The organism is Streptomyces sp. NPDC093097, from assembly GCF_044754325.1.
GTDB lineage: Bacteria > Actinomycetota > Actinomycetes > Streptomycetales > Streptomycetaceae > Streptomyces.
Genome location: NZ_JBIVOW010000013.1, coordinates 114,085 through 138,257, shown reverse-complemented (window position 1 = coordinate 138,257; position 24,173 = coordinate 114,085). Strand labels below are relative to the sequence as shown.

General features: G+C 70.3%; 27 protein-coding genes. 16 read left to right on the top strand and 11 right to left on the bottom strand.

Going from position 1 to position 24,173, the window contains the following annotated elements; genetic code table 11:
* Positions 1-184 precede the first annotated feature (184 nt).
* The gene (locus tag ACIQE0_RS22725; protein ID WP_402335072.1) at positions 185-733 is read right to left on the bottom strand and encodes a GNAT family N-acetyltransferase; all 549 of its coding nucleotides are present in this window, start codon (positions 731-733) and stop codon (positions 185-187) included.
* Positions 730-1,692, bottom strand: a complete 963-nt coding sequence (locus ACIQE0_RS22720; RefSeq protein WP_402335069.1) for a hypothetical protein — start codon at positions 1,690-1,692, stop codon at positions 730-732. The genes ACIQE0_RS22725 and ACIQE0_RS22720 overlap by 4 nt, the downstream gene beginning before the upstream one ends.
* Before the next feature lie 478 nt (positions 1,693-2,170).
* Here ACIQE0_RS22720 and ACIQE0_RS22715 point away from each other — a divergent pair, with 478 nt between their 5' ends.
* Complete coding sequence (locus ACIQE0_RS22715; protein WP_402335066.1) at positions 2,171-2,293, top strand: hypothetical protein; 123 nt, start codon at positions 2,171-2,173, stop codon at positions 2,291-2,293.
* 466 nt (positions 2,294-2,759) lie between these two features.
* A complete protein-coding gene (locus tag ACIQE0_RS22710; protein WP_402335063.1) occupies positions 2,760-3,032 on the top strand; it encodes a hypothetical protein in 273 nt (90 codons plus the stop codon).
* Between the two features lie 109 nt (positions 3,033-3,141).
* On the opposite strand, the gene ACIQE0_RS22705 is transcribed toward ACIQE0_RS22710, so the two are convergent.
* Positions 3,142-3,585: an SRPBCC family protein gene (locus ACIQE0_RS22705; protein WP_402335060.1), complete on the bottom strand. Its 444-nt coding sequence runs from the start codon at positions 3,583-3,585 to the stop codon at positions 3,142-3,144.
* 51 nt (positions 3,586-3,636) lie between these two features.
* Positions 3,637-4,470 carry an oxidoreductase gene (locus ACIQE0_RS22700; protein ID WP_402335057.1) on the bottom strand — a complete coding sequence of 278 codons (834 nt, stop codon included), beginning with the start codon at positions 4,468-4,470 and terminating at the stop codon, positions 3,637-3,639.
* A 388-nt stretch (positions 4,471-4,858) separates the two neighbouring features.
* Between ACIQE0_RS22700 and ACIQE0_RS22695 the strand changes: the two genes are divergently transcribed.
* Positions 4,859-5,737 (top strand): peptidase S1, encoded by an 879-nt coding sequence (locus tag ACIQE0_RS22695; RefSeq protein ID WP_366329539.1) that lies wholly within the window; start codon positions 4,859-4,861, stop codon positions 5,735-5,737.
* 90 nt (positions 5,738-5,827) lie between these two features.
* On the opposite strand, the gene ACIQE0_RS22690 is transcribed toward ACIQE0_RS22695, so the two are convergent.
* The 3 genes from ACIQE0_RS22690 to ACIQE0_RS22680 all read right to left on the bottom strand — a co-directional run bounded on the left by ACIQE0_RS22690 (position 5,828) and on the right by ACIQE0_RS22680 (position 8,386).
* The gene (locus ACIQE0_RS22690) at positions 5,828-6,241 is read right to left on the bottom strand and encodes a tautomerase family protein (RefSeq protein ID WP_402335054.1); all 414 of its coding nucleotides are present in this window, start codon (positions 6,239-6,241) and stop codon (positions 5,828-5,830) included.
* Between the two features lie 191 nt (positions 6,242-6,432).
* Positions 6,433-7,095, bottom strand: a complete 663-nt coding sequence (locus tag ACIQE0_RS22685) for a response regulator transcription factor (protein ID WP_366329543.1) — start codon at positions 7,093-7,095, stop codon at positions 6,433-6,435.
* A 4-nt stretch (positions 7,096-7,099) separates the two neighbouring features.
* Positions 7,100-8,386, bottom strand: a complete 1,287-nt coding sequence (locus ACIQE0_RS22680) for a sensor histidine kinase (RefSeq protein ID WP_402335050.1) — start codon at positions 8,384-8,386, stop codon at positions 7,100-7,102.
* Positions 8,387-8,576: 190 nt separating this feature from the next.
* Between ACIQE0_RS22680 and ACIQE0_RS22675 the strand changes: the two genes are divergently transcribed.
* The 3 genes from ACIQE0_RS22675 to ACIQE0_RS22665 all read left to right on the top strand — a co-directional run bounded on the left by ACIQE0_RS22675 (position 8,577) and on the right by ACIQE0_RS22665 (position 11,344).
* Positions 8,577-9,134, top strand: a complete 558-nt coding sequence (locus tag ACIQE0_RS22675; protein WP_402335047.1) for a heme-binding protein — start codon at positions 8,577-8,579, stop codon at positions 9,132-9,134.
* Between the two features lie 418 nt (positions 9,135-9,552).
* A complete protein-coding gene (locus tag ACIQE0_RS22670; RefSeq protein WP_402335044.1) occupies positions 9,553-10,446 on the top strand; it encodes a virginiamycin B lyase in 894 nt (297 codons plus the stop codon).
* A gap of 118 nt (positions 10,447-10,564) precedes the next feature.
* Positions 10,565-11,344: a class I SAM-dependent methyltransferase gene (locus tag ACIQE0_RS22665; RefSeq protein WP_366329553.1), complete on the top strand. Its 780-nt coding sequence runs from the start codon at positions 10,565-10,567 to the stop codon at positions 11,342-11,344.
* A gap of 214 nt (positions 11,345-11,558) precedes the next feature.
* Here ACIQE0_RS22665 and ACIQE0_RS22660 read toward each other — a convergent pair whose 3' ends face one another.
* Complete coding sequence (locus tag ACIQE0_RS22660; protein WP_366329555.1) at positions 11,559-12,230, bottom strand: TetR/AcrR family transcriptional regulator; 672 nt, start codon at positions 12,228-12,230, stop codon at positions 11,559-11,561.
* Between ACIQE0_RS22660 and ACIQE0_RS22655 the strand changes: the two genes are divergently transcribed.
* The 9 genes from ACIQE0_RS22655 (at position 12,186) to ACIQE0_RS22615 (ending at position 19,216) form a co-directional block, all read left to right on the top strand.
* On the top strand, positions 12,186-12,764 hold the full coding sequence (locus tag ACIQE0_RS22655) for a phosphotransferase (RefSeq protein ID WP_402335041.1): 579 nt from the start codon (positions 12,186-12,188) through the stop codon (positions 12,762-12,764). The genes ACIQE0_RS22660 and ACIQE0_RS22655 overlap by 45 nt on opposite strands.
* Before the next feature lie 219 nt (positions 12,765-12,983).
* A complete protein-coding gene (locus ACIQE0_RS22650) occupies positions 12,984-13,796 on the top strand; it encodes an inositol monophosphatase family protein (RefSeq protein WP_402335038.1) in 813 nt (270 codons plus the stop codon).
* A 776-nt stretch (positions 13,797-14,572) separates the two neighbouring features.
* Positions 14,573-14,914 (top strand): ArsR/SmtB family transcription factor, encoded by a 342-nt coding sequence (locus tag ACIQE0_RS22645; RefSeq protein ID WP_402335035.1) that lies wholly within the window; start codon positions 14,573-14,575, stop codon positions 14,912-14,914.
* A complete protein-coding gene (locus ACIQE0_RS22640) occupies positions 14,911-16,635 on the top strand; it encodes a SulP family inorganic anion transporter (RefSeq protein WP_402335033.1) in 1,725 nt (574 codons plus the stop codon). Before ACIQE0_RS22645 ends, ACIQE0_RS22640 begins: the two co-directional genes overlap by 4 nt.
* Positions 16,632-17,039: a pyridoxamine 5'-phosphate oxidase family protein gene (locus ACIQE0_RS22635; protein ID WP_402335030.1), complete on the top strand. Its 408-nt coding sequence runs from the start codon at positions 16,632-16,634 to the stop codon at positions 17,037-17,039. Before ACIQE0_RS22640 ends, ACIQE0_RS22635 begins: the two co-directional genes overlap by 4 nt.
* A complete protein-coding gene (locus tag ACIQE0_RS22630; protein WP_402335027.1) occupies positions 17,039-17,464 on the top strand; it encodes an ATP-binding protein in 426 nt (141 codons plus the stop codon). The genes ACIQE0_RS22635 and ACIQE0_RS22630 overlap by 1 nt, the downstream gene beginning before the upstream one ends.
* Positions 17,465-17,495: 31 nt before the next feature.
* Positions 17,496-17,912 (top strand): STAS domain-containing protein, encoded by a 417-nt coding sequence (locus ACIQE0_RS22625; protein ID WP_402335024.1) that lies wholly within the window; start codon positions 17,496-17,498, stop codon positions 17,910-17,912.
* 247 nt (positions 17,913-18,159) lie between these two features.
* Entirely contained in the window at positions 18,160-18,504 is a 345-nt protein-coding gene (locus ACIQE0_RS22620) for a metalloregulator ArsR/SmtB family transcription factor (protein ID WP_366329567.1), read from the top strand.
* A gap of 187 nt (positions 18,505-18,691) precedes the next feature.
* Positions 18,692-19,216 carry a GNAT family N-acetyltransferase gene (locus ACIQE0_RS22615; protein ID WP_402335021.1) on the top strand — a complete coding sequence of 175 codons (525 nt, stop codon included), beginning with the start codon at positions 18,692-18,694 and terminating at the stop codon, positions 19,214-19,216.
* A gap of 162 nt (positions 19,217-19,378) precedes the next feature.
* On the opposite strand, the gene ACIQE0_RS22610 is transcribed toward ACIQE0_RS22615, so the two are convergent.
* Positions 19,379-20,311: a phosphotransferase enzyme family protein gene (locus ACIQE0_RS22610; protein WP_402335018.1), complete on the bottom strand. Its 933-nt coding sequence runs from the start codon at positions 20,309-20,311 to the stop codon at positions 19,379-19,381.
* Positions 20,312-20,528: 217 nt separating this feature from the next.
* Here ACIQE0_RS22610 and ACIQE0_RS22605 point away from each other — a divergent pair, with 217 nt between their 5' ends.
* On the top strand, positions 20,529-21,272 hold the full coding sequence (locus ACIQE0_RS22605) for an SAM-dependent methyltransferase (protein ID WP_402335015.1): 744 nt from the start codon (positions 20,529-20,531) through the stop codon (positions 21,270-21,272).
* A gap of 177 nt (positions 21,273-21,449) precedes the next feature.
* Here the strand turns inward: ACIQE0_RS22605 and ACIQE0_RS22600 are convergent, their stop codons facing one another.
* The gene (locus tag ACIQE0_RS22600; RefSeq protein ID WP_402335013.1) at positions 21,450-22,895 is read right to left on the bottom strand and encodes a choice-of-anchor K domain-containing protein; all 1,446 of its coding nucleotides are present in this window, start codon (positions 22,893-22,895) and stop codon (positions 21,450-21,452) included.
* Positions 22,896-23,043: 148 nt separating this feature from the next.
* Positions 23,044-24,084 (bottom strand): hypothetical protein, encoded by a 1,041-nt coding sequence (locus tag ACIQE0_RS22595; protein ID WP_402335010.1) that lies wholly within the window; start codon positions 24,082-24,084, stop codon positions 23,044-23,046.
* Between the last annotated feature and the right edge of the window lie 89 nt (positions 24,085-24,173).

Genomic DNA, 24,173 nt, shown 5'->3' with positions numbered 1-24,173 from the left:
GGCTCGGTGTCGCCGTGGACCGGCACGCCGTTGATGGCCGGTTCGTCAGCTCACGCAGATCCGCTTGCCCGGCACCTGGGACACACCTACTACCAGGCCAAGCTCGCGGAAGGAAAGACGTCCGGCGAAGCACGACGCTGTCTCAACGCTTCCTTGCCGCAGGCGGGGGCGTGCGGCGTTGCCCTTACGAAGGGCTGGCAGCCAGCCGTCCCATGCAGTTCAGCTGCGGTGCGTCAGGTGAGAGCGGCTGCTGTGCGCCGATGACGACGTAGCCCCATCCTTCGTACAGTGCCTGGACCTTCCCGTCCCCGGCCTGGCCGTTCACGAGCAGTGTGGCGTAGCGCTCGGGGCGTGCCCCCAGCAGGTGCTCGTGCATCCGCTGGGCAATGCCCCGGCCGCGCCACGGCTGGACAACGCCGATCTCCTTGATGGCGACGGTCGGCCCGCTGGTGTACTGCTCCGGGGCTGGAGAAACCAGCCGAGTCCACCACCGGTTGCCGGGTTCGATCGTGTTGGCATAGGCGTAGCCGACCGGTTCGTCGTCTGCGTAGGCGATGACGGTTTCCCACCCTGGTTCTGATCCGTGGCGGTCAAGGCGCTCGGTGAAGGTGCTGACTTGGTAGTTCGGCAGGTGCAGCAGTTCGGCCCTGACGTTCGCGTACAGGTCGACGAGGGTCTGCCGGGTGCTGGCCAACTCGGTGAAGCGGCGCAAGGTGATGGTGTCGGCGTTCATGTGCGGGCCTCTCGCTGGTACTGCGTCCAAGTGCGCAGGTGGGCACTGTGAGGTGTGGCCTTGTGCAGGTCGGCGGTGAACCTGTTGAGCATTCCGGCTACCCGCGGGTGCTGGGCGATGTCGTGGGGAATGTGCATCGCCGTGTTCACCGCCGGCTCGACATCGCCCTGGCCGAGCTGGGCGCGTGCGAGGCGCGCTGTGGTGATGGCGAACGAGCGGTGCATGTGCGGAAGGAGTGCAGCCATGCTGCGGTGCGCGCGGGCCTCGGCCTCTTCCCAGTTGCCGAGCGCGAGATGGGCGGTGAGACCAAGGCTGTCCAGTTCGGATGGGCCGTAGAACGCCTTCAGCCACAGCGGCCGGGGCATGTCATCACGGGCGCGGCCCAGCGCGTCCTGGGCGTGCCCGAGGGATCGCCTTACGCCCGCACGGTCGCCGGCCGCCCCCTGGAGAGCTGCGTGTCGGGCGTGGCCGAGCGAGGCGAACATCGGGTCGCGGCGGGTGATGGACAGGTTGCGGGCGACGTCGTTGGCTGCGAGACCTTCGGCTGGTCGCCCCATGTGTCGGTAGAGAGTGCCGGCATGCGACCAGATACGGAATTGGATTGCCTGGTCCCCGGACAGTGTTGCAAGGCTGGACGCGCGGTCGAAATGACGCTGTGCTTCTGCGAAGCGGCGTCCGTCGATCGCGGCCCACATCGCTGAAGAAGCGAAAGCCGCGGCGGACGCATAGAGGTGGCTACGCACCCGTTGGCTGGCGATCCCTGATTGCTGGAGGGCCAGTGCCTCGTCGGAGAGGGCGGCGGCCTGGTGCTCAACGGAGAGTCGACCGCCGTGCCGGTGGTCGCTGGCGATGATGTCGGCGAACCGCCGGTTCAGGCGTTCGACATCGGACGTGCCGATGCGCCGGGGCGGCGTGGTCGAAGCGGCGACCGCCACGGCCAGGAAGTTGCGACGTTTCACGGGGTCCTCCTGCGGTGCTGGAGCGGACGACTGCCGGCCTCGCGGTTCGAACCCTAAAGCCGTCGCTGGTAGGCCGGTGACTCTCTCCAGCGCGGCACGGGTGAGTGCCTTCGGCCATCTGACACGGCCTGCCTTCCAGTCCCGTACCGATGAGCCGTCGAACCCGCCCGGGCGACCAGCGAGCTCACCAATCGCCTGATTGACGGCATCCGCAAAGGAGTTGGAGCTGTGCTTCTGCTCAGCCATCCAGTCCGTCAGCGCTTGGTTACGCGTCGCCCTCATGGCTTCACAGTAGGACTGCCCTTCCCGCCCGCCCGGCAAATGGCAGGTCAAATCGCCCTGGATGCGGCTACACGAAGCCCAGGTCATCGCCCTAATCACCGTCCTGTGGAGGCCGTTTGAGTAAGGGACAGCGGTTCCGGCCTCCCCCGTGGGGGTGGGCACCGCTACCCGGACTCCTCGCTTCCAGGAGGTACCCATGACAACGACAGGTGGCATGGACACAGTGCTCTACGTCTGTGCGACCCGTATCGGCCAGCCTCTCGGCCTGGCTGAGCAGCGGGCGGTGGAGGAAGGCCACAGCTTCGCTGAGGAGCACTGATTCCACATCAAGGCGCAGATCTCTGATCCCTACGGTGAGCCGAATCCGTGCGGGCGCCCGGGCTGGCTGCGGGTGCGGGAGTTGGCCGAGCGTGGTGAGTTCGATGTCGTCCTGACACGGTGGCCGAACGCGGTGTCCCCTGTACCGGAGCTGCGATATCCGGAACTGGACTACCTTGGACGCCACGGCACGCAATTGTTCTTCACCTGGGCGCCGTTGAGCGCGATGGCCGGCGGTGACGGTGCCCGATGAGCGGATGCCATGTTCGGCAGAAGGCCTCCCATCCTGGCCTCGCGGTGCTGTTGTTGGGGCTGCTCGGTCTGATACCGCCTGTCCTGCTGATTGGCGGGGCGCTGGAGGCCCCTGGCGCTCCGGCCTTGGCCTCCCGCACGGGTGCCGACACTCAGGCCGCTGCTGCTGTGCGGGATGGCTCCGGGAATTCCAGCCCACTACGCGGGGAGGGCCAGTGAGCAGCCTCCCGGAGAGGTTCCCCAAGAAAGCCGTGCCGTCCGTTGATCTGCCTGTGGCTGCCCCGGCCACGGACGCTGAGGTGCAGTCGGTAACGCATGTGGTTTCTCGCTCTGCGCGAGATCGCGATGGCTGTCTCGAATTGCTGGATGCCTTGGGCCTGTTGCGCTCGGCGCTGGAGCGTCGGGGCCTGCTGGACGGCGAACCTTCTGCGAAGGGCAGGGATGAGGAGCAAGGGGAGTATGGCGGCGCGGAGCCCGCGAATGTCTGAGTCAGATGAATGTGCATCGGGCCGTGGACATCCGACTTGGCGGATAGGTCTGACGGCGATCTGCCTGGAATCGTTCCGTTGAGCGGATTGCTGGGCACCTGGCGGTCGGTTAGCGATCGACGAGCAGACCGTCCGCGATCCGGCCGTAGAGCCACCGCGCCGACCGGGCCAGTACCGGCCGGAGGGCGCTGGGCAACCCGCGCAGTCGCAGTTCGCCGCTCCAGACGACGCGGCAGCCCTCGTCCCACGGGGACACCTCGATCGTGGCCCACCCGGTGACGATCCGCCCCCGCTTCTCCAACCGGCACCGGCCGACCGTCCCGGCGGCAGAGCCGGGCGGCACCCAGCTCACGACACGCATCACGTCGTCGAACGCCAAGCGGCCCAGGCCCGTGCGGGCGACGAACGTGGTGCCCACCCCGGACGGAGGCGGCGTCGTCACGGTGATCGCGGTCAGTGGCACCAGCGCGGCATGGGCTTCCCAGCGCGTCAGCCGCCGCCATGCGGCTTCTGGGGACAGTGGTGTCGTGCGGTCGATCCGGAACAGTGCCACTGCCCCATGCTACGCAGCCGGAGCCCTCCGGGCCGGGAATGTCTCGCTCCGCTACGCGTCGAAATCGGTGGAGCGGGTGAGCTTCTCCCACGCCGCGAACTCCGCGCGGGCACCGGCGAGATGTGCGGACACGGCGTCCGCCGCATCGCTGCCGAGCAGCAGCCGCAGCGGGGTGTCCTCCGCGTCCAGGGCGGTGAGAATGGCGGCGGCGGCCTTGGCCGGATCGCCGGGCTGCCGGCCGTCGCTGTCCGTGAGCGACGCCCGCACCGGTCCGACCGTCTCCGCGTAGGCGGGGAGGGCCGCCGACTGGTGCAGTGCTCCCGGGCCGGCGAACCCCGTACGGAACGCACCGGGTTCGACGATCATCACCTTGATCCCCAACGGCGCCACCTCGGCGGCGAGCGCCTCCGACAGCCCCTCCAGCGCGAACTTCGTCGCGCAGTAGGCGGAGACACCGGCGAACGCGAACCGGCCGCCCATACTGGTCATTTGGACGATGGCGCCCGACCCGTTCCGGCGCATGTGCGGGAGCACGGCCCGGGTGAGCGCGGCCGGCCCGAACAGATGCAGGTCCATCAGATCGCGCAACTCCCGGTCGGTGGTCTCCTCGACCGCGCCGACATGCCCCCGGCCGGCGTTGTTGACCAGCACGTCGATCCGGCCGTGGCGCTCGATGATCTCCCGCACCGCGGAATCGATCGCGGCGGTGTCGGTGACGTCCAGCGGATACGCCTCCACCCGGCCCGGATGGGCCACGACGAGATCGTCCAGCGCCGCGGTGCGGCGGGCCGCCGCCACGACGAGATCGCCCGCGGCGACCGCCGCCTCGACGATCGCCCGGCCGAAGCCGCTGCTCGCCCCGGTGATCAGCCACACCTTGCTCATCCCTGTTCCCCTTTGATCGGCTTCGGTGCTTGCGGCACACAGCCTGCCGGTAAGTCGGCGCCCTGGTCCAAGAGTTGTGGTGATAGCCAATGGCTATGAGTGACCGTAAATGACGCTGGATGGTCATGAACGGGGGCCGGACGAGGTGGTTCAGCGGCCGAAGGCGGCCGTCGATGAGTGGTTTATTGCGTGGATATCCAACCTTCAGGTGAAAGGCTTCGCGAAACCTCCCCTTCCACCCCACCCTTCCCCGACGATTCGGAGCGCCACCGATCACCGGTGTGATCAACACAATGGGGTGGGCCGGCCCACGGGCCGGTAGCGGCAACCCCGCGGTATCTCAGCATGCCCACGGAACGCCGCGCCCACAGAAGGGGACCGAATCACAATGAACGTCAAGCTGCTCTCTGCCACGGCTGCCGCCCTCGCCATGGCCGGAGTCGTCGCCGGATCCGCTGCCGCGTACGCGACGGTGTCGGGGGACGGTGGAAACCGCATCGGCGTGGTGCGGGCCAACGGCAAAGCCTTCGTGAAGGAGGGCGGCCTGAGCGCGACCTGGGTCGAGGAGGCCGGGGACGTCAAGCAGGTCGTGCTGACCGGCAACCGCATTGGTGTCCTCAAAGGCAACGGCGACGCCTTCGTCAAGGAGGGCGGCCTGAGCGCGACCTGGGTCAAGGAGGCAACGGACGTCAAGCAACTGGCCCTTTCCGGCAACCGGATCGGGGTGCTGAAGGACACCGGCGAGGCGTTCGTGAAGGAGGGCGGCCTCAGTGCCACGTGGGTCAAGGAGGCCGGCAAGGTCAAGCAACTGGAGCTCTCCGGCAAGCGGATCGGCATCGTCAAGGGCAACGGCGACGCCCTCGTGAAGGAGGGCGGCCTGAGCGCGACCTGGGTCAAGGAAGCCACCGACATCGTCGACATCGACCTGGCCGGCAACCGCATCGGCGTGTTCAAGGGCACCGGCGAGGCGTTCGTGAAGGAGGGCGGTCTGAGTGCGACGTGGGTCAAGGAGGCCGACGACGTCATCCAGCTGGAGCTCTCCGGTAACCGCATCGGCGTCCTGAAGGACAACGGCGACGCGTACGTCAAGGAGGGCGGCCTCAGCGCGACGTGGGTCAAGGAGAGCGACAAGACGATCCAGATCGCGCTCTCCGGCAAGCGGATCGGCGTCCTCAAGGGCAACGGTGACCCGTACGTCAAGGAGGGTGGCCTGAGCGCCACGTGGGTCAAGGAGGCGAACGACGTCACCGAGCTGGCCTTCTCGTAACGGGGGAGGGGCGGGCCCCGGTCGGCGGTGGTGCCGACCGGGGCCTCGGCGCTTCGTCGCGGCCCCGCCGATCAAGGCAGTCACGGGAATTCAGGGGGAGTCGGTCGCGGTCGGATCGGGGGCGGCGACGTACTGCGCCACCCCGTTGCCGAGCGACCAGTCGACCGACGCGTTCTCGGTCACGGTGACGAACACATTGCGCGGCTCGGTCCCCGCGTATGCCTGGGCCAGCTCGGCGATCCTCCGGTAGAGGGCCTGTTTCTGCTCGGGCGTGCGTCCCGCGCGCATCGTGATCGCGATGTACACGATCCCGTCGTCGCGCTGTACGCCGAGGTAAGTGCCGTGGTGCAGCGTGCTGTTGACCCCGTCGTGGCCGACCAGGACCTGGAAGTGGTCGTCGGGCGGAATGTCGATCGTCTCGATCAGGGCCTCGTGCACGGCCCGGCCGAGCGCGTCGAGACGCTCGCGGTCGGCCCGCAGCGCGTCAATGCGGACGAAGGGCATGAGGGTCCTCCTCGTGGGGACTTGGGGCGGGGCGGGGGTCTGGGGCTGGCGGGGGCGCACACCGGATGTGTCTGGCGGATGCCTGCCCCAGCATCGTACATACTAGTAGTTACAGTCACGGGTGAGTGGGCCTCATCCTGCCGCATGACCCGGCGCAGGACGGCCGACCCGAGCCCGCCCGACGGCACCGGTCAGGGAATCAGACGCTGCTCCTTGGCCGCCGCGACCGCACCCGCCCGGGTCTCCACGCCCAACTTGGCGTAGATACGGACCAGATGGGTCTTCACGGTCGCCTCGCTGATGAACAGCGCACGGGCGATCTCACGATTGCCCAGGCCGCGGGCGAGCTGCGCGAGAATGTCCACCTGCCGCTCGGTGAGCGCGGCATGGGGCCTGCGCACGCGCTCCAGCACGCGGTCGGCCGCGGGCGCGGACAACACGGCCCGCCCCTCCGCGGCCGCGGCGATCGCGGCGAAGAGCTGCTCCGGGCGTTCTGCCTTGAGCAGGTAGCCGGTCGCGCCGACCTGGATGGCCCGGGTGACGTCGGCGTCGGTGTCGTAGGTGGTGAGCACGAGGACGCGGGTACCGGGCACCTCGGCGACGAGGCGGCGGGTGGCCTCGATCCCGTCGATGCCGGTGCCGAGGCTGAGGTCCATCAGCACCACGTCGGGCCGTTGCTGGGCGGCGACGGCCAGCGCCTCCTCACCGGTGGCGGCCTCGCCGACGACCTCGATGCCCCCTTCGGCGGAGAGCAGAGCGCGCAGGCCGGCCCGGACCACGGCATGGTCGTCGCAGAGCAGCAGCCGGACCCGTCGCTCCGGGACGGCACCGGGGGAGTGCGGGGTGGGGGGCATGCGGTCACTCCTCGTCCGGGGCGGGTGCGGTGCGGTCGGTCCGGAGGGGGACGGCCGCGGAGACGACCGTCCCCTCCCCGGGGCGCGACTCGACGGTGAGCGTTCCGCCGAGCTGCCGCAACCGGGCCTCCATGGCGGGCAGACCATGACCCCGGTGCGACGCCGTCCGCTGCGCGGCGCCCTGGCCGGGCGGGAAGCCGCGGCCGTCGTCGGCGATGTCGAGGACCACGTCCTCCTCCAGGTAGCTGAGGGTCAGCACGGCTTCGTCGGCGTGCGCGTGCTCCCGCACGTTGGCGACGGCGCCCTGGGCGACCCGCAGCAGACCCGCCTCGACGGCCGGCGGCAGCGGCACGGGCTCGCCGTCGATCCGGAAGCGCACGGCCGGTCCACCGGCCGGCCCGCCTGCCGCGGACCCGGTGGCGGACTCCCGCCGGGCCAGGGTGCGCAGGGCCTCGGGCAGCCCGCCACCGGCGAGATCGGCGGGCGCCAGGTCGTGGACGAACCGGCGCGCCTCGACGAGATTGCGTTCCGCGATCTCCGACGCGGTGGCCATGTGGCGGTGGGCCGCCGCCGGGTCCCCGTCCCAGAGCCGGTCGGCTGCCTGGAGCAGCATCAACTGGCTCGACAGCGACTGGGCGAGCGTGTCGTGGATCTCCATCGACAACCGCTCCCGCTCCGCCAGCATCCCGGCCCGCCGCTGGCTCGACGCCAGCACGCGACGGGTCTGCACCAGATCCTCGATGAGCGAACGCTGCCGCGCCGACTGCCGCTGCATGTGCACGAACACCGTCGCGGCCAGCCCCGCAACCACCGGCGGTACGACGACCAGCAGCGGATCGGGACCGTTGATCCGCACCTGCGCGACCACCACCAGGACGGTGAGCACGGTGATCAGCGCGAGCGCGGCACGCGTCGGGAGCAGTTGCAGCGCCGTGTAGACGATCGCCACCGCACTCCAGGCAAAGCTCGGTGCCTGGAGCACGAGGACCACCCATCCCAGGACGAACGTACCGAGCCAGGCACGCCGCCACGACGCCGGAATCTCCCCGTCCGCGGCCGGCCGGGCCACGTACGCCACCGCGAGCAGCGAGGTCAGCGCGATCACCCACCAGGTGTCGGGGGCACCGGGATGATGGGTCAAGAACCGGGCCATGGCGGCGATCAACAGCAGCACGAAGGAAGCCGAGATCACCGCCTCCATCCACCGGCCCGTCGAGCCGACGGCACCCCCGCCCCGCGGTCCGCCGCCCACCACTCCGGCACGACCACCGCTCACCTGCTTCACGTCCATCCTTGATTCGTAGCCCGGATTCCGGCCCCCACCCGTCATCCGATCGGTTGACACCGACGTCCTCCATCATGCTCCGCGACGCCATCCGCTCCGCCGACCGCTGCCGCCCCGATGCCGCCAAGGATGGAACCACCGCAACCACCGCGGACCGCGGGCCACCCGGCCCGGTCCGACGAAGAGGAGCAACCCCATGCAGATGCCGTCCAAGCACATCCGGATCATCACGGGCGCGACCGCGCTGGCCGCCGTCGGAGTCACCGCCGCCGGAGCCGTCGCCGTCGCCGCCCCGGAGAAGGGCGGCAAGGCAGCCGCAACCACCGCGGGCCAGGCAACGTCCCAGAACGTCGTCACGACCGACCACCTGACCGTCGCCGCGGCCTCCAAGGCGGCCCAGGCAGCGCTCGCCGCCGCGGAGAAGGCCGACCAGCACGTGTCGGTCTCCGTGGTCGACCGCAACGGCAACACCCTCGTCACGCTGCGCGGCGACGGCGCCGGCCCGCAGTCCTACAAGGCGGCGGAGGCCAAGGCGTTCACCGCGGTGTCCTGGAACGCGCCCACCTCGGCCCTGGCCAAGCGTCTGGAGCAGGCGCCCACCCTCAAGGACATCCCCGGCACCCTGTTCCTCGCCGGCGGTGCCCCCGTCCAGACCAAGGGCGCCCCGGTCGCGGCCGTCGGCGTCGCCGGCGCACCCAGCGGAGACCTGGACGAGCAGTTCGCCCAGGCCGGCGTCGCCGCACTCAACGGCTGACCGCACCGCCGCCAGGCACCACCTGCGCGAGGTCGCCGGCCACGACCCGTGATCCGGCGACCCACGGCAGCGACGCGGGGATGCCGGTGATCGTGGCTGCGACCGGTACGCCGAAGGAACTGCGTAACTCGGTGGGCCGCCCTCCGCCGACTCGGGGCCGGCGTCGCCTCGCAAGGCAGGTCGGATCCCGACGTATCCAACGCTTTGGACAGCGACGTCCGTTGCATGGCCGCCGCCGTCGTCAAGGGCCAGCTCCGCACGATGGGCGACAGCACCCTCAAACTGAACCCCACGAACCGCAAAAACAGTTGCCCCAGCCGACTTCTCCCAGGCAGAGTTCGATCGTGATCGGCTCCGAGACCGAGCCAAGGGATCCGCCGAGAACGCCGATTGATCCCCACCCCAGCAAGGAGTCGCTGTGCACGATGCCCACACCCCGGCCATCAGGGAGATCTCCGTGGCGGACAAGGGGGCTGGGCCCTACGGCATCGTGACCGGCCCCGACGGTGCCCTCTGGCTGACCCTCGTGCACGGTGGTCGCATCGCGCGTCTCACCCTCGACGGCGAACTCACGGAATTCCCCCTGGACTTGCCCACCTGTCGGCCCACAGTCATCACCGTCGGACCCGACCGCGCGCTGTGGTTCACCCGAACCCAGGACCACCGGATCGGCCGCATCACCGTCCACGGCGAAGCGACCTCCTTCCCCGTGCCGACGCCCGACAGCGGACCCTTCGGTATCACCACGGGCCCGGACGAGGCACTGTGGTTCACCCAGCTGAACACCGACCGCATAGGCCGCATCACCAGCACCGGAGAGATCACCGAGTTCGCCCTGCCCGTCCAAGGCGCCTTTGCCTCGACGATCACCACAGGCCCCGATGGCGCCCTGTGGTTCACCCTCAACCAGGCGAACGCGATCGGTCGCATCACCGTCGACGGCGACATCGACCTGCACCCACTGCCCACCCCGGGCGCCGCCCCCGTGGGCATCACCAGCGACGGCGCGGCCTTGTGGTTCGTCGAGATCGCCGCGGGCCTGATCGGCAGGATCACAACGGAAGGCCGGATCGAGGAGTTCCCGCTCCCCGACCGCACAGCCAAACCCCACGCCATCGTCGCGGCCTCCACCGGGGACTGCTGGTTCACCGAATGGGGAGCCAACCGCGTGGGCCGCATCACCGCGAGCGGCGAGATCACCGAGTACGACCTGCCGTCCCCGTCATCCGAACCGCACGGCATCACTCTTGGCCCCGACGGCGCTGCCTGGGCGGCCCTTGAGACGGGAGGAGTCGCGCGGGTGGCACCGTAGCCCCGGGACGAAGAACTGCCCAAGGCCGCCGGACTTGCCCCGTCTCGCGGTCGGGGGACCGGCTCCGAAGCCCTGGCACGGGGTAGCCGACCGCCGGCAGCGCCGATACCGTAACCGCGTGGATCAGGATGAACGGCTGTGTCACGCCTCGTCGTTCGGCGCGGCGGCAGTCGCGTACGCCGAGCACCGTCCGGATTACGCGCATGCCGCGGTGCGTTGGGCGCTTGAGGCCGCGCCAGGCTCGCGCGTGCTCGACCTCGGCGCCGGAACGGGCAAGCTGACCGCCACCCTGGTCGCGCTGGGTGCCGAAGTCATCGCAGTCGAGCCCGACCCGGCGATGCTGACCGAACTGCGCCGCTCACTCCCGGCCGTCCGCGCCCTGCCGGGCAGCGCCGAGGCGATCCCGCTGCCGGACGCGTCCGTCGATGCCGTGCTGGCCGGCAACGCCATGCATTGGTTCGACATGGCCGTCGCGGGACCCGAGATCGCCAGGGTCCTCGCCCCCAACGGCATCCTGGCCGGCCTGTGGAACCTCATGGACGACCAGGTCGAGTGGGTTGCCGGGCTCGCGCGGGTCAGCGGGAGCGCGGCCATCGGCCCGCGTGACACCCCCACCGGCTGGCGAGCCGAGACGGCCGGCGCACACCTTCCCAAGACCGGCGCGGCCGCCCGGTTCGGCTCACCGGAGCAGGCCGAGTTCCCGCACGGGCAGCGCCGCACCGCCGACTCCCTCGTCGAGACCCTCGCGACGCGCGCGGGGATGCTGGTCATGCCGGAACAAGAACAACAGGCCACGCTGGGCCGGATCCGCACATTCCTCGCCGGCAGACCGGAGACCGCCCGCGGCGCATTCACGCTCCCGATGCTGACCGGCGTGCTGCGCGTCCGGCAACTGTGAAGCAGCGCGTCGACGCCCGAGTCTGAGGCACGGCCGCGAGCACGCGGGGATTGGCCGCGGCGAGCGCGTCGACAGGCCGTGCCCACCGGCGACGAAGACCGCTCCGTAGCAGCGCCGTTGTCCCCGTTGCCTGGCGGGCGCCGCCATCGAGAAGCACCGCGCCGTGCCCGAAGATGCCTGGCCTTCGGGCCCGGCGCTCACCGTCAACGGCGCGTCATGCCTGCGCCGAAACCGAGGCAGACGACGGGTCGGAGGGGCGGGTGGCGTAGGCGAGGGCGGTGTCGCTCAGCGTGCCCTCCACGAGGTCGAGGAGTTCCAGGACCGCCTCGGCGATCGTGGCCGGCCCTTCGCCGGCCACGATGCGCCGGCCGATCTCGCTGTAGACCAGCGAGTGGAACCAGCCGATCTGACTGGCGACCACACGGGGCGTCTGATCGTCCGGGGTGGCGCCGGCCTCCTCGGCCAGGACGACGCCGAGCGCGTCGGTCATCTGCCGGCCGAGGTCCTCCAGCCGGGCGGTGAGAGTGGGCGCGGCCCGCATCATCTCGAAGACCCGGCCGAAGCCCGTGGTCAGGCCCACCGCGCGGTCACGGCGCCGCAGTTCGTCACGGAGGTGGGCGAGGACGGCCCGCGCCGCGGACTCACCGGGCCGGCGGGCCCGGACGATAGCGGCGAGCCGTTCCGGAGATGCCTGGTCCGGCGGCAGGACCAAGTCCTCCTTGGACTCGTAGTAGTTGTAGAGGGTGTTGACCGACACATCCGCAGCTGCCGCCACCTCCGCGATGGTGACGCGATCGAATCCCCGCTCCACGAAGAGGCCGATGGCCACCTCCGAGATGCGTTGCCGTGTCTGCCGCTTCTTGCGCTCCCGCAGTCCTTCACCCATGAGCCAACCCTAACCCCGGCATCGAAGCGCACTGCATCTTTGCATCACGTTACGTTTTCGTCGTCCCGCGCGCCCTCAGGCACTCCGCGCCGAGTCAGCGGAGCGACGGGGGACCGGGGCCGGGGCCAGCCGCCGCACACGCGGCGCAGGCCCGGGAAGAGCCTGCCTGACCCCCTGCCACACCCTCGGCGTGCGGACCACGGCGACCTCGTCCCGCCCAACATCCACATCGACGCAGCCGGCAGGCCGGTCGCGGTGCTCGACTTCGGCTTCTACACGACCGCAGGCGACCCGGCCTTCGAGGCCGCTGTCACCGCTGCCGTCTGGGACATGTACGGTCCCTACGCCGAGGAGCACACCGCGGAACTCACCGGGCTCTTCGCCCGCGAGCTCGGGTACGCGCCGGAGACCCTCACCGCCTATCAGGCCGCATACGCCCTCACCACCTATGACCTCTTCGGCCTGGACGACAGCGACGGGCACTTCCGGTGGTGCGCAGAACAGCTACGCCGCAACGCCGTGTTCAGCGCCTGAAGTGGGGAATCGAGTGAGGTGAATCGCCATCGCGGCCGGGTTGTCGCAGCAACTCGATTGAAGCTGTGGGCAGTTCGGGTCGGGGATGCCGAGTCGGGCGGTAAGCCGCCCTGACAACGTCGGGACGAGCCGGCACTGTCAGGTGGTCGGGGCCGGCCAGTGCTCTGACCGCGAAGGTTCGCCGGGGCGCGGCGGCTTCGCCTCGATAGTCTGCACGGCATGACCGACTCCTACGCGAGCTCCGACGATGCCGCGGTCGCGATAGCCGGGGCGCGGGCCGGCGCGGACGTGGTCCGCACCATGTACGGCCGGCGGCTCAACCGGATCGACAAGGGTGCCGGGGACTTTGCCACCGCCGCCGATGTGGAGGCAGAGGAGGCGATCCTCGGCGTCATCCGTGCCGCACGGCCCGATGATGCGGTGCTCGGTGAGGAAGGCGGGCAGCGGGGTGCCGCCGACGCCGTGCGCCAGTGGTTGGTGGACCCCCTGTGCGGCACGCTGAACTACGCCGTCGGCAACATGCTGGTGGCCGTCAACGTGGCGCTGCGTGAAGGGGCGGCGGCGGTGGCCGACCCGTTCAGCGGCGAGGTCTTCTTCACCGATGGGGAGAACGCCTGGGTGCGGAATGACGGTGCCGAGGACGCACGGCTGACGCCCACGCCGTCCACCGGATTGGTGGACGTCAATCTGGATCCGCCGTTCCCGAGTGCGCCGGGCTTCCGGGCCGTGGATCTGCTGGCCCGCCCTGAGTTCGTCGAGCGTTTCCGGCCGCGCGTCGTGTCCACGACGCTGGCGCTGGTCTGGGTGGCTGCGGGCAAGCGCGCCGCGTATGTCACCGATGGCGGCGACCTCTCCGGGAGCGTGCATTTCGCGGCCGGTATCGCTTTGTGCCGGGCTGCCGGCTGCGTTGTCACCGGGATCGACGGCGCCCCGATCGGCAAGGCCGGTCGTGGACTTGGTCGCGGACTTGTGGCCGCCGCCGACGAGGAGACCCACGGGCTGCTGATGTCGATGATGCGCGGCCGAAGCTAGTCCAAGCCCCCCGCGGGCGAGGCGGGGTTGCCTGTGGCTCGCCCCGCTGCCGCTCGGGATCGGCCTGGGCGCGCCGCTTCCCCGGTTGGGCGCCGCGGCGCCCCGCCACCTGGCCGCCGCGACAACGCGCACCCTGGTCGCCCCGGCCGCCGCGGTCCTGGTCATGCGCGTGACCGCATGGAGCGGCGTCGCCGACCACCTCACCGGCATCGCCGGCGCCACCCTGGGCCTGTACTACTGGCTCACTCTGGGATTCCTCGCACTCCGCCTGTGCACCCTCGTGGCCCGCACCGCGGGAACGGCCTTCCTGGCGACCGCATGTCGGCTGTCCACGGCCCTCCTATGCGTCGGGGTGGCGCTGTCCCTCGCTGCGGGCCAGAGTCTCCTCGCCCTTGTCCGGTCCGGCCCCCGGGCGGGCCTCCTCGCCCAGGCCGCGACGCTCGGCCTCCCGGCGGCCGCGGCCATGAGCGCGCCGGCCGCGATCTGCGGCGGAAGCGGGCGTAGCACCCGGCGCCGCGCGCGGATCTGGCTGCGGCGCGCCGGGCTCGGAATCGATTGCACTGACCCGGCCGAGCTCGGCGTTCCCGCAGGTGGCACCCGCGTCGACGGCGCCGGCCGAGGGCCGGTTTCGGTGGGACGCCCGGATGTCACCCTGATGAGGAATTGCAGAATTTCGCAATTGGTTAGATGCTGTTTTGGCTGTGCCCGTAGGTAGCCGCGGGCACAGCCTGGCGTGCGCGCCCTGAACGGGGCGCGGTAGGGAAGCCCGAGGGGTTATGTCTGTTCCGCTGTACCAGGCCAAGGCCGAGTTCTTCCGCATGCTCGGGCATCCGGTGCGGATACGGGTACTGGAGCTGCTGCAGGACGGACCGAAGCCGGTGCGGGACCTCCTCACCGAGATCGAGGTCGAACCCTCGGGCCTGTCCCAGCAGCTCGCGGTGTTGCGCCGCTCCGGCATCGTCACCGCGAAGCGGGAGGGCACCACGGTCATCTACGAGCTGGCCGGCGGGGACGTCGCGGAGCTGATGAAGGCGGCGCGGCGGATCCTGACCGAGATGCTGGCCGGAAAGAACGAGCTGCTGGCCCAGCTGCGGGAATCCGGGAGCACCGTGCGATGACCTCAGGGATCAACCGGCTCCGGAACCGGGTCTCCGCGCTGCTGCCGGCCCGCGCGGATCTGGCGGACATGGGGCGGAATCCCCGGCGCGACCTGCTGGCCGGACTGACCGTGGCCATCGTGGCGCTGCCGCTCGCCCTCGGCTTCGGCGTCTCCTCCGGCCTGGGCGCGGAAGCCGGACTGGCGACCGCCGTGATCGCCGGTGCGCTCGCCGCGCTCTTCGGCGGATCGAACCTCCAGGTCTCCGGGCCGACCGGCGCGATGACGGTGGTGCTGGTGCCGATCGTGGGGGAGTACGGACCGACCGGCGTCCTCACGGTCGGCCTGATGGCAGGCGTTCTGCTGGTCGCCCTGGCCGCACTGCGGGCCGGGAAGTACATGCAGTACGTGCCGGCGCCCGTCGTGGAGGGGTTCACGCTGGGCATCGCCTGCGTGATCGGACTGCAACAGGTCCCGAACGCGCTCGGCGTCCCCAAACCCGACGGCGACCGGGTCCTCGTCGTCACCTGGCGCGCGGTCGAGGAGTTCGTGAAGGCCCCGAACTGGACCGCGATCGGCTTCGCCGTCGTCGTGGCCGCCGCCATCTTGCTCGGGGCCCGGTGGCGGCCCACGGTGCCCTTCTCCATCGTCGCGGTGATCGCTGCCACCGCCGTGGCACAGGCCGCCGGCCTGGACGCGGCGAAGCCGATCGGCGCCCTGCCGTCCGGACTGCCCGCGCCCTCGCTCACCTTCCTCGACCCCGGTGCGCTGGGCTCGTTGATGGGCCCGGCGGTGGCCGTGGCGGCGCTGGCCGCACTGGAATCGCTGCTGTCGGCCTCGGTGGCCGACGGCATGACGGTCGGCCAGCAACACGATCCCGACCGGGAGCTGTTCGGACAGGGGCTGGCCAACATCGCCGCCCCGCTGTTCGGCGGCGTGCCGGCGACCGGCGCCATCGCCCGCACCGCGGTCAACGTCCGCACCGGCGCACGCTCACGACTGGCCGCCCTCACCCACGCCGCCGTCCTCGCCGCGATCGTCTTCGCCGCGGCACCACTGGTCGCCAAGATCCCGCTCGCGGCCCTCGCCGGGGTGCTGCTGGCCACCGCGATCCGCATGGTCGAGGTCGGCTCACTGAAGGCCATGGCCAAGGCGACCCGCTCGGACGCGCTGATACTCGTCCTGACAGCCGTCGCGACCCTGGCCCTGGACCTGGTCTACGCCGTCCTCATCGGCCTGGCCGTGGCCGGCGCCCTCGCACTGCGCGCGGTCGCCACCCAGGCCCGCCTCGACCGGATCCCACTGGACCACGCCGACCACAGCGTCGAGGAACACGCCCTGCTGGCCGAGCACATCGTCGCCTACCGCCTCGACGGCCCGCTGTTCTTCGCCGCGGCACACCGCTTCCTGCTCGAACTGACCGACGTGGCCGACGTCCGGGTGGTGATCCTGCGGATGTCGCGGATCTCGACGATGGACGCGACCGGAGCACTCGTGCTCAAGGACGCGGTGACCAAGCTCCAACGCCGCGGCATCCTCGTCCTGGCCTCCGGCATACGCCCCGGCCAGCGCCGGGTCCTGGACTCCGTCGGCGCCCTGGAGCTGCTGCGCCACGAGGGCCGCGACCACGCCACCACACCCGAGGCCATCCAGGCCGCCCGGGGCCACCTGGAGCGCGCCGGAATCCTGTCCACCGCGTCCACTCCGAAGGCCGCAACCCCCCATGAGGAACACGTCCGATGAGCACGCCCGCCAGCCCCCTGCACATGACGGAACTGTCCGGCGGAGAGGCGCTGTGGCTGCTGGAGGGCAGCACACTGGGGCAGCTGGCATACGTCCAGCGGGAGCAGGCCGCCATCCGGCCCGCCCGGCACGTATGGGAGTACGGCCGCCTGGTCGTGCGCACGCCCGTGCCGGCCAAGGCGGTCCCCCCGACAGCGACCTACGTCGCGGACGAGATCGATCCGAAGACCGGCGCCGGCTGGACCGTCAACCTCACCGGCCCCGTCGATGTGGTCTGCGAGCCCCACGAGGCGGCGCACTACCGGCGCGCGCTCGCCGGTTGGGTACATGGTCCCCATGACACCCTCCTGCGGTTGCGGCCCCAGACGATCACCGGCTTCCGCCTCACCGGCACGGAGGCGTGATGTTCACCCCGCTGGCGAAGCTGCCCTACCGGCACGTCCTCACCCTGCCCACCGACCCCTCCGCCGTCCGGATAGCCCGCGAAACCGCCGAACTGACGCTGAACGCCTGGGGGATCGGCCTCCGCCACCCCACAGTGGACCCGGCCCTGCTGATCCTCAGCGAGCTGGTCACCAACAGCATCCGGCACGCCGCCGCGCTCTCCCCGCAGGTCACCGTGATCTACGGGGCCAGCCGGGACCGCCTGGTCGTCGCCGTCCACGACGCCCACCCCTACCAGCCGCCGCTGGAGAAGCCGATCGACGACAACGACGGCGGCGGGCTGGCCACGATCAAGGAACTCGTCCTCGACCTGGGCGGCACGGCGCTCGTCCGACCGGACACCCCGGCCGGCGGCAAGGGCATCTGGATTACCCTCCCCCTCTGAACCAACCGGCCGCCCTACAAGGGAGTTCATCGTGACCATCGAATGGCGCTACACGATCGAGGAGAACCTCGGCATCCTGTCCGTCGCCGGCTTCCTGGGCCCGGACGCCGCGCCCCGCTTCACCGGTGCGGTCGGCTGGGTCCTGGCCCGGGGCACCGGACCGGTCATCGTCGACCTGAGCGAACTGCGCAGCTGGTCGGGCGAGGGACAGCTGGCCATCGCCAACGCCGCCCGCCAGCTCACGGCGGCGGGCCGCAGCCTGGAACTGGCCGCGATCCCCGCCGACGGCTCCCTCGTCCCGCCCGGGGACCACCCGCCCATCCCGGTCCACGCCGACCTGGCGACCGCACGCGCCGCCCACAGCGCGCCGCGGAACGACGAACAGGAGGAGGGGCGCCACGAGTGGCGCACCGCCGGCTGGACCGCCGGGGCCGATCACGACGCGTAGAAGACGCACAGAAACAGGCAGGTGGCTATCCGCACCGGCCCCCACACGTACCGGGCCAATGCCGACGTTCACGACAACCGAGATCTCCACTGCTGCAGGCAGCGGCTCCGCGGCCCCGCCCCCGCGTGCGGTTCGGCCCGGTTCCGCACGCGAGGATGGGTCGTATGTTCTTGATGAGTGGATGGATGCGATGCGCCGGGCTCCGGCCGGTGGGGGAGTGCTGTCGCCTCGGGACGGTGGCCGCACGATGAGTACGCCCCTGTACCGGCTGAAGGCCGAGTTCTTCAAGGCGCTCGGCCATCCCGTACGCATCCGCGTCCTGGAATTGCTGAGCGAGCGCGAGCACGCGGTGGCCGAGATGCTGCCGAAGGTCGGCGTCGAACCGGCGAACCTCTCCCAACAGCTGGCCGTCCTGCGCCGGATGAACCTGGTCACGACCCGCAAAGCGGGCTCGACCGTGCACTACTCGCTGACCAGCCCGCACGTGGCCGAACTGCTCAAGGTGGCCCGGACCATCCTGTCCGGGGTGCTGGCCGGACAGGCGGAACTGCTCGCCGACCTGCAAGCCGGGCAGGGCAGGCCGTCCCCGTAGGGGACCCATGACCGGCGGCCGTCTCCCGGGAGTTTGGACAGCACTCTGCGAACGGGAGGCGGCCGCCTTCAGCGAACGCCGGTGGCGGGCGGCTCGACAGGCGTTGCGGTTACGGACATTCCCCGACTCGCAGTGCGGCACGAAAACCCATTGCGCACAGGCGCCGGCGAAAGCCAGAGTCTTGCCCATGAGTGCGATCTCCGTGCGCCCTCTGGGGGCTGAGGACTGGAACCTTTACCGTGCCGTTCGTCTGGCGGCCCTGTCGGACACCCCTGAGGCGTTCGGCTCCACCCTGGGCCGCGAGCAGGGGTTCACGGAGGACACATGGCGCGAACGCCTCGCGCGGCGCAACCAGTTCCTTGCCGAGGACGGCGACAAGGCATGCGGACTGATCGGTGTCGTCCAGGTTCGTCCCGGCGTCGCCGAAATCGTGTCCATGTGGGTGCACCCCGCCGCAAGAGGGCGCGGGGTCGGCGACCTCCTGGTGCTGCAGGCCCTGCGGTGGGCGCGCGACCATGACTGCCCCCAGGTGGGGTTGTGGGTGACAGAGGGAAACGACCGTGCGGAGCGCCTCTACGCCCGTCACGGCTTCCAACGGACGGGGGCGGTGCAAGCCGTGCGAGAGGGCGAGGACGGACAGGAGTTCGCGATGGTGCGTGCCGGTGGCATGGACCACCAGGCATCCTCGGCGCGACCCTCGGCCTCGGCATAGCCGAACTCGTCCAGACGCGATACGACCTTGACGGCGCGCACCGTGAGGCCGGCCCAACCTGACCGATCCGCCCGGGCGTTGGTATCAGGCCGAGCTCATGGGCACGCACGGTGAGGCGGTTGTGGCCGCCGGTGAAGCCGGGCTGCGCGGTCATGGCTGCGATCAACAATCCCTCTGGGGCTCGAAAGCCCCGGTCATACCTGCATAGGCCTCAGCAAGGCCCTTCTCGTTGTCCGAGGCGGATCCGGTCCCTCGAACGATCTCCCCGTCCAGGCGCGAGGCGAAATAGACCGCATTGCACATCCACCGCAGTCTGACGAAAACGCCGAGGTGACCGAGTTCCTCGGTGACCTCAGGAGACACCTGCCGGTAGCCGTCCAGGACCCAGGCCAGCAGGCGCGGTTGGCGGTTCGTGATCACCGCCAGGCTGCCCAGGTCGTAGAGCAGCGGAGCCTGCGTCGCGGCCGACCAGTCGACGAGACCGTCCTGATCGCCGGGCTCGTCCCGCAGCCGGAAACCGTCCAGCCCCGGATCGCCATGCACCACACCGACCCGCAGGTGCGCCCGTGCCGAGAGGCTGCGGGCGTCGTCCAGGGCGCGCGCCGCCGCGTCGCGGACATGCACCGGCATGGGAATGTCCCGCAGGCAGTCATCGGCCCATGTCCAAGGCCATGCGAAGTGCTCGCTCAGCGCCGTCGCCTCCGCTCCGAGCGCCCGGTGCGCGCGAGCCAGCGTCGCTCCCACCCGCCGTGCCTCCGCCGGCGACGTGGCGGCCGGCGGCCGGCCGGGAACGTACCGGAGCAGCGCGAGCACCCCTTCGGGCAGCTCCACGGCCAGGCTCCCATCCCGTGCCGGAACGGGCGGGCCGCTGGAGAAGCCACGGGACGCGGCCGCCGCGGCCACCCGCAGCCCGCCGCGGAACGCATCGGCGTCGCCGGTGTCGACGAGCTTGGCCACATACCGGTCGGCGCCGCCGTCGACGCCGGTCAGGTGGATGAGCCAGGTGATCGAGTTCCAGCCGCCGGGTAAATCCTCGATCGATGCGACGGAGCCGTCCCAGTGAGCGAGCACGGTCCTCAGTCGATTCGCGTCCATGCCTGTTCCTCTCCCAGATGAGGTCGGCCCGCCACACTACTGAGGATTTCTCTCGGCGTTGACGGCCCGTCTGGTGACGTGATGCCGTGGACACGGAGAACAAGACGGGACCGATGCGAGTGGGCCGTCCGCGGTGGAGGGCAGTCGCCTCGCAGGGCTCCGGCACCTGAGCGAAAAGAAGGTGCGCGCAGCCGATGCCGGTTGGCAAGCTGTGCCGATGACCCCTGAAGAGACCTCCCGGATCGCTCATACCGAGCACCCGATCAAGTCTCCGCTGGACGACGACTCGGTCGGTCGACTGCTGGAACGCGGGCTCCCGAGGGGCGACGAGCGGGTGCTCGACCTCGGTTGCGGCGGAGGGGAATGGCTTCTGCGCGCCCTGGCCACACGGCCGCGCCTGCACGCCGAGGGCGTGGACCTCTCCGAAGTCGCCCTGGCCCAGGCTTCCGCCGCCGCGCGCGAACGCGGCGTTCAGGAGCGCCTCGTCCTGCACCACCAGAAGGCCGAGGACTTCGTCTCCACAGAGCCGTTCGACGTGGTCCTCAGCTTCGGAGCCACGCATGCCTTCGGCGGCCTGCTCCCCACCCTCGCCGCGGCCCGCAGGCACCTGGCTCCCGGCGGCCGTGTCCTGGTCGGTGAGGGATTCTGGGAGCGCCCGCCGTCGCAGGAAGCCATCGAGATGCTCGGGGACTTCACCGACCTGGCGACCACCGTGGACCGGGTCGTCGCCGACGGATGGACCCCTGTCGATGGGCACGTCAGCACACGTCGCGAGTTGGACAACTACGAGTGGGCCTGCTGGGGTTCGCTGGCCGCATGGGCCCTGGACCACCCCGCCGATCCCGACAGCGCGCACGCGCTTGCGACAGCCACCATCCGCCGCCAGGAATGGCTGCGCGTCTACCGGGACACCTGGGGCTTCGTCTCCCTGGTACTGCGCCAGACGCCCGACCGCGCCTGAACCAGCCCTCCTGCGCGAACCGGTCCGGGCGGAGCACTGCCGGGCGGTATGGAGCCAGACGGTCCTGTTCGGACTGGTAGGAGCACGGGACCCGCAGGCGGATCCCGTGCTCAACCGGGGCCGTGCCGGCGGAGGATGTGTTCGCGGCCGGCACGGGCACCCGGGCAGTCCTGTCGGTCAGGGAGTGGCGATGGTGCCCTTAAGCTTTGCGGCGGTGGTGCCGGTGCCGATGGTGATGGAGCCGTCCACGTGGCGGCCGACGGTGGCGTTCTGCTGGGGCTTGAGCCCCAGGGTGTACACCAGGCGCTTGCCCTTGGGGTCCTTGGCGGGGTTGCCGACCTTGAAGTCGTGGTCGAAGGTCAGGGTCTTCTTGTCGGCGCTGATCTGCACCTGAAAGGCGCCTGCCGCACCCGAGACGGCGTTGCCGCTGCCGTAGTAGGCGTAGGCCGCGTAGCCGTCCCATTCAAAGCCGCTGGGTGCCGTGAGAGTGTGCTTCAGGCCGCCGGTCTTGATGGTCTGGGCCGTCGCGCTCTCGACGATGACGTTCATGTAGACCGATTCCCCGCCGGGCCTGCCCTCGAAGCTGCCGTCCTGGCGCACGATCACCTGCTGGGTGCCGGACGGGCTGGTGGCCGGGACCTCGATCGTCACGGGGTCGGTGTCCTCGGCGCCCGCATCGATGATCGTGCCGATGAGCTTCCCGGTGTCGGTGGACACGTCGCTCTCGATGGTGACCTTGCCATCGTCATGCCGGCCGACCTGGGCGTTCTTCTCCGGCGTGAGGCCCAGGGTGTACACCATGCGCTTGCCGTTGGGGTCGAGCTCAAGGTTGTCCACACTCAGCGCGTTGATGAACGTCAGCGTCTTCCCGCCGTCGCTGATGTGTGCCTGGAGAGCACCCGAGCTGCCCGTGACGGTACCGGAGGCGCCGTACGTCGCGTAGGCGGCGTAGCCGGACCAGACATATCCCGCGGGGGCCTTGAACGTGTGCGTCAGGGGATCGGTGTCGACGTGCCCGGTGGAGGCGCTTTCGACGGCGACGTTCACATATGCCGTCTCGTCCGAGCCCGATTTGCGCTCGATGGCGTTCTGCTGCCACACCTTCAGCAGCGTCCGGCTGAACTTGGCGATGATGTCCGCGCTGTTCGAGCCCCCCTCGGGGCTTCTGAACTGCGTGACGATGCTCCCGTCCGCCCCCTTGAACCCACTGAGTTCGACCTTGTACGCCGCACCGTTGACCCGGACGTTCTCCGCCGAGACGAAGGAGGGCAGATCGACCAGGTCGTCGTCGACCGGCGAGGAGCCGGTGGTGTTCGGCGTCTCGAAGTGGTTGAAGGTGAAGTGCAGGTCGGCAGGGGGGTTCCCCTCGAACTCGACTTTGACGTCGAGGTACACGTCGAACTTCTCCTGCGGGATGTTCGTCGGCTGGTTGTGATGGGTGAACGTGCCCAGGACGAATTCCGTGCCGTCGAGTTTCGCCTCGACCGGGTGACCGTTGAACTCGTACCCGCTCCCGGAACTCCCGCCCCACTTGATGTAGTTGGTGTTCAGGCCGGTGACCCTTCCTGCCGAAGGGTCCATCGTGATGGTGGGCCACGTGCCTGACGTCGTGATCGTGCTCATTTCGCTTGGGTCTCCTTTGGCTACCACGAGCGTCGAACGCTCGGGATTCCTTACGACTTGCTCCCCATGCGGCCTCTCGGATGAGTCGGCCACGGCTGTGCGCCCCGGGGCTCGCGCTGCTCCGGTGACGCGTGAGGGGCGCGTGTTGCTACCCCTTGCTCAGGAATGCTGTGAGCGGGATGCTCCGTTGCCGCCCGTTCATGGAGAAGGCGGCCTTGCCGACCGCGGGGCGGGTGCTGTCGGTGTTCTGGACGGTGAGGGCATCGGCGACGTCGATGCCCAGGCTGAGGACCGTCGTGTGCTGCGCGAGCACGTCCAACGGGCCGCCGTCCCGGTGCCCGGGGACGCGCAGGGTCGTCCCGCCGGCCGCCGGCTCACACCTCAGGTGCGCCGTGGTGCCGAGCTTGCCCTGATGGTCGTAGGTCGACAATTCGGCGGCACCCGTGAAGGTGAATCCCTGCGGGGCCGTGAACCGGTTCTTCGAGAGGTCGGCACGCTTCTCCGTGGTGATCGCGACGCAGATCCTGGCCATCAGGTCCTTGGGGCGCACGGCGGCCGGTCTGTTCTGCTGCTCGATCGACAGCCCGTCGACGACCCGACGTGCCGGGTCTCCTCCGTCGGCGGTGGCGCAGGTGGGCCCGTCGCCGGTGCCCAGGGGAGCGGTGGTGACCCGGGTGATCATCGGCCCCAGCGATCCGGAGTCGGTTTCGGAGATGAACGCCAGCTTCGCCGGGCTGTTCATCGGGACGAAACTCAGGCTCACCGGCTCCCAACCCTTCTCCGGCGGCGCGAAGTACCTCACGATGGGCTGGACCGAGGCACCGGTGATTTCGACGCGGTAGCTCTGGTCCTCGGGCTCCACGCCCTCGTTGTCGATATCGGAGTCCGGAGCGTGCTGCCAGCGGATGGTGACCTCGCGTCCGGGTGCGACGGCGAGGCTCTGCCAGACACCGTTGACCGCCGCCCGGACGTTGCTCGCGGCGCGGAGTTCCAGCGCGCAGTCACCGGTCGGGGTGTCGGCGCGGTCCCTGCCGTAGACCGACACCCTGCCCATGGCGGTCCACCCCTTCAGCTCCCAGGGCCGCTTGTAGGCGTCCTTGCCGGGGAGCGTCGCGCATCCGTCGTCCTCCAGGCCGTCCAGTCGGAAACCGGGGTTGAGGATCACGGGCGACGTCGCTGCTGAGGTCATGTGACCGGCTCCTCCTGAACGGTTCCTCGACTCCGGGGGAGCCTGGTTCTCGGACGCTGAATCCCATCGCCGCGGGCCCGCACTGGCCC